The 4,151-nt window shown below is 71.5% G+C and carries 7 protein-coding genes, 1 tRNA gene and 1 pseudogene; 5 read left to right on the top strand and 4 right to left on the bottom strand.

Going from position 1 to position 4,151, the window contains the following annotated elements; all coding sequences use genetic code 11:
* Positions 1–220: 220 nt before the first annotated feature.
* The 3 genes from HUX53_RS29300 (at position 221) to HUX53_RS29290 (ending at position 1,141) form a co-directional block, all read left to right on the top strand.
* Positions 221–451, top strand: a complete 231-nt coding sequence (locus HUX53_RS29300) for a hypothetical protein (protein WP_176406456.1) — start codon at positions 221–223, stop codon at positions 449–451.
* A gap of 101 nt (positions 452–552) precedes the next feature.
* On the top strand, positions 553–984 hold the full coding sequence (locus HUX53_RS29295) for a hypothetical protein (RefSeq protein WP_176406455.1): 432 nt from the start codon (positions 553–555) through the stop codon (positions 982–984).
* Positions 985–1,068: 84 nt separating this feature from the next.
* Positions 1,069–1,141 (top strand) — tRNA-Ala (locus HUX53_RS29290).
* A 168-nt stretch (positions 1,142–1,309) separates the two neighbouring features.
* On the opposite strand, the gene HUX53_RS29285 is transcribed toward HUX53_RS29290, so the two are convergent.
* The 4 genes from HUX53_RS29285 to HUX53_RS29270 form a co-directional block, all read right to left on the bottom strand.
* Positions 1,310–2,440, bottom strand: coding sequence for a Vms1/Ankzf1 family peptidyl-tRNA hydrolase (locus tag HUX53_RS29285; RefSeq protein ID WP_176406454.1), 1,131 nt, complete (start codon positions 2,438–2,440; stop codon positions 1,310–1,312).
* Between the two features lie 67 nt (positions 2,441–2,507).
* On the bottom strand, positions 2,508–3,017 hold the full coding sequence (locus HUX53_RS29280) for a DUF1360 domain-containing protein (RefSeq protein ID WP_176406453.1): 510 nt from the start codon (positions 3,015–3,017) through the stop codon (positions 2,508–2,510).
* Positions 3,014–3,376, bottom strand: a complete 363-nt coding sequence (locus tag HUX53_RS29275) for a VOC family protein (protein WP_176406452.1) — start codon at positions 3,374–3,376, stop codon at positions 3,014–3,016. The genes HUX53_RS29280 and HUX53_RS29275 overlap by 4 nt, the downstream gene beginning before the upstream one ends.
* Complete coding sequence (locus HUX53_RS29270; RefSeq protein ID WP_176406451.1) at positions 3,377–3,634, bottom strand: Rho termination factor; 258 nt, start codon at positions 3,632–3,634, stop codon at positions 3,377–3,379.
* A 67-nt stretch (positions 3,635–3,701) separates the two neighbouring features.
* On the opposite strand from HUX53_RS29270, the gene HUX53_RS29265 reads away from it, so the two are divergent.
* Entirely contained in the window at positions 3,702–3,959 is a 258-nt protein-coding gene (locus tag HUX53_RS29265; protein WP_176406450.1) for a winged helix-turn-helix domain-containing protein, read from the top strand.
* A 39-nt stretch (positions 3,960–3,998) separates the two neighbouring features.
* Positions 3,999–4,151 (top strand): annotated as a pseudogene (locus HUX53_RS43160) (BTAD domain-containing putative transcriptional regulator); the annotation flags it as partial.

Below are 4,151 nucleotides of genomic sequence, written 5' to 3'. Positions count from 1 at the left end.
ACGCCCCCCTGGTGGTTGCGGTTCCTTCGGGCGCTTGGCTTTGTTGGGGGTTGCGGTTCTGGGCGGGCTTCGCCCGCTTCTGGGGCTTCGCCCCTTGCCCCCCGTGGTTGCGGTGGGTGCCTGTGTGCGGGGGTCCCCTTGGCTTGTGGTTGGGACCGTCTGGCGAATGGGGCCGGCTGGATGGCCTGAGCATGTGCGCGCCAGTGGTTTCATGCGGGGTATGGGAAGACATCGCAGGGGGGCGAAGCGCGAGGTCACCGTGGCGGACCTCATCGACGAACTGCGCCGGTTCGAGCCCGGGACGCAGGTGCGGCTGGCGATCCAGCCGCGGTTGCCGCAGGAGCACGCCGTCGGGGGCGTCGCGGAGGCCGACGGCATGGTGTGGATCGGCGACGGAGGACATCGCGGGTACGCGGCCGACGAGGTCGGCGAACGGCTCGGGTGGCGCTGACCGCAAAGCCTTCGCCAACCTTCCACCGAGTGCTTTTCGCGGTGTCGATCATGCGGGAACAGCCAAGACGTGGCGATGCATGATCGAGAGGGTTGACCTCCATGAGAAGCCGGATCTCCGGGCCGCTGCTCGTCGCGGTGGCCGTCACGGCGATGGCCGTGCCCGCGTCCGCCGAAGCGGCGCCGCCGCCCGCGCCGCAGACCTACGAGGAAGCACCGCAGCCCGTCCCGCAGACCTACTCGGTGGAAGACTGCAGCAAGGCCCTGAGCTTCCTGTCGTCGCTGCTGAGCGGCCTGCCCGCCGGCCAGGACCTCACCAAGGCCGTCTGCTCGATGAAGGAGAAGCAGAAGCCCGCGGAGACGCGGCCCGAAGAGGCCCAGACGGGGCCGGTCGAGAGCACGTACACCGACCCGGACGGGCGTACCGTCAAGGACGACAGTCTGCTCGGGCTTCCGGTGGAATGGCCTAAAAGCCTCACCATCAAGGTCCCGACCTTCAACGAGGGCACGTACACGTACTCGTCCGGTCGCTGACGCTGCGCGGGCCGCGGAGGGACGTTCCTCCGCGGCCCCGCGTCCTGAGCGCTCCCGATGTGCACTAAGCTTTTCCTCGACCGAGGGGCTATGGCGCAGTTGGTAGCGCGCCTCCATGGCATGGAGGAGGTCTGGGGTTCGAATCCCCATAGCTCCACGAACGAGTTGGGAGTGGTGTGGTCGGAGCTGACGCTCCTTCCCCACCACTCCTTCGTCATGTTTGCCCGGGGGGGGCGACCCCCGGACCCCCGATGTGGGGGGCTCCGCCCCCCACGCCCCCTGGTGGTTGGGGTCCAATGGGTCCGGGGGGTCCGCTGGGGTCCGGTCAGGTTTCGGTGATGAGGTCGGGGTCGGGGGCTGTGCTGTAGCGGAGGACGGCGCCCACGGGGATGGTCGGGGCGTCGCCGTCGGACGGCAGGAGCACCAGTTCGCTGTCCGTCGCCGCCGCGGCTCTCACCAGGGCCGCGTCCGCTCGTTCCTGCTCGGGGTCGGTGATGCCGAACTCCTCGCGGAGCTCGTCGGCGGTCGCGGCGACCTGGGCCGGGTCCGGGCCGATCCACAGGCGGGCGTCGGAGTCGCGGTCCTCGGTGAGCAGCAGCGTCTCCACCTGGCCGTGGCGGAGCGCCTGCGTGGTCTCGGGGAGGCCCGACACCGCGCGTTCGCCGTTCGCCAGCTCGCGGTCGAAGCGTTCCGCGACCGTCATCACGCGCTCGTGGGTCTTCAGGCGCAGGAGGCGGTGCAGCTCGGCGTCGAGGTCGGGGTCCTTGATGTCGGTGTTCTTGGCGTTCTCGACGGTCTGCTCCAGGACGCTCGGGGAGATCTCGTCCAGGACGGCGTTCCGGGCGTGGGTGTCGCCGGCGATGACCACCGCCTCGGCGCCGCAGCGTTCGGCGGCGCGGTCGATCTCGTGGGCGATCTTCTTCGCGTTGGCCTTCCAGACCTTCTCCGCCGCGCGCTGGAACCGGGACTGGTTCCAGTCGCCCGCCTTCGTCTTGCGGATGGGGTAGTCCTGGTCTCCCTCCACGTCGATGTGCTCGTGGCGCCCGCGCTCGTCCACGCAGTCGATCGCGCCCCCGCGGCGGTCGACCACGGCCAGCAGGTGCGGGAACCTCTCACCGCGTTCGGCCAGGTAGGGGACGACGTCCGGGAGCGGTGCCAGGGTGGCGTGCGGGTTGCCGGGCGGGGCGGCGAGGCGCTCGCGGTGCACCACCTCGCCGTCCGCCGCGAAGATCACGACACCCTCCGAGCGGCGCTCCACGATCTCCTCGCCGATGGCCCGGTCGACCGCGCGCAGCGTGTGCTCCGGGGTGTCCTGGTCCTCCAGGTCCGCGCGCAGCGCCCGCCACCGCAGCTCCACGGCCTTCACCGCGTCCTCGGTGTTCCGGGTCAGATCGGCGTACACCGACACGTACGGGCCCGGACGTTGATACAGCGTCTTGAGGAATGCCAGCTCCATGGGGTGGCCGTACCCCTCCTAGCTGGGACAAACGTAAAGAAGGGGAACCTTGGGGCCTGTGCTGCTATCAGCCTTCGGCGGACTGCTGGAGGCGTGCGTACGCGAGTTGCAGCCAGTCCGAGCCGGCGACCGCCGTCATCGTGGCGCCCGCCAGGCGGGTCGCGTGCGGGGCGAACACCAGGCCCGCCGCGTAGGCCGTCGCGACCCACTGCGCCGTGCAGAACGGGCACGTGATCAGTTCGCCGACGGCGTGCCGGATGCCCTTGCCGCGCACCTCCTCCGACAGCTCGGACGGGCCGGCCGTCCCCGAGTAGCGGGTGAACGGGGCGCGCAGCGGGCTCGTCACCGGGTCCTTGGCGATCAGCCGGGCCACCTTGTGCGTGGTGATCGTCATCAGCGCGAGGTCGCCGAAGCCGATGGCCGGCGGCCGGTCGCGCATCCGGCGGCCGAGCAGCGCCATCGCCCCGGTCGTCACCGCGTACACGCCGAGGGTGCCGAGGTACGAGCCGAGCGGGCGGTCCTCGCCGGCCGCGTACTCCGCCTTCTGGCGGCGTGCGGTGTCGACGACCGTGTTCATGATCCGGTCTCCCTTCGTGGTGGGACGATCAGGCAGAACTCGTTGCCCTCCGGGTCGGCGAGCACCGTGGTCGGCCAGCCGTCGTCCACGAACGGGCCGCGGACGACGGTGGCGCCCAGCCCGGTGACACGGGCGAGTTCCGCGTCCATGTCGGTGACGCGGAGGTCGGGGTGCATGCGGTTCTTCCCCGCCTTCGGCTCGGGGACGCGCTGGAGCAGAATGCGCGGCCGCTCACCGGCGGGGTCGGTGAGCGGCACGTACGGGGGGTCGTACTCGCCGCGGTCGTAGCCGAGCGCGGCGGCCCAGAAGTCGGCCAGTGCGTCGGGGTCGCGGCAGTCCAGCACGAAGACGAGTTCCATCTAGTGGTCGCGCAGCGCCTTCACCAGCTCGGACTTGTTCATCGAGGAGCGGCCCTCGATGCCGATCTCGCGGGCCCGGCCGAGCAGCTCGTCCTTCGTCCAGTCGTCGTAGGAGGGGTTCTTGCCGCCCTTGCGGCCGACGCTCTTCTTGCCGCGGTTCGCGGAGGCGTTCGCGATCCGCGCGGCCTTCTCCTTGCTCTCGCCCTCGTCGCGGAGCTTCTGGTAAGTCTTCTCGTCCTTGATCTGTGCTCTAGGCATATCAGGACAAGTACCCGGTCCACGTGGTCCACACATGGGAGAGAATCGACTCCGGGGAAGGGGACCTGTGCGCATTGGCATCCTGGGCCCGCTCGACGTGCGGGACGAGGCCGCGCGGCCCGTCGAGGTCGCGGGCCGGCGGCTGCGCGCGCTGCTCGTCCGGCTGGCGGCCGAGGCGGGCCGGCCGGTGTCGGCCGAGCGGCTGCTGAACGACCTGTGGGACGGCGCGCCGCCCGCCGGCGGGGGCAACGCGCTGCAGGCGCTCGTCTCCCGGCTGCGCGGCGTCGCCGGACGGGCCGTCGTCGAGCACGGCCCGGGCGGGTAACGGCTCGGCACCGACCCCGCCGAGGTCGACGCGGTCGCGGTCGAGCGCGGTGTCGCGGCGGCCCGCGCCGAGGACGATCCGGCGCGGCGGGCCGGCGGGCTGCGGGCGGTGCTCGCGCTGTGGCGAGGCACCGCGATCGCCGACGTCGCCGACGCCGACATCGCGTCCGGGTACGTCACCCGCCTGGCGGAG

The sequence above is a fragment of the Actinomadura sp. BRA 177 genome (assembly GCF_013372625.1).
Lineage (GTDB): Bacteria > Actinomycetota > Actinomycetes > Streptosporangiales > Streptosporangiaceae > Spirillospora.
This window is presented reverse-complemented; position numbering and strand designations above follow the sequence as displayed.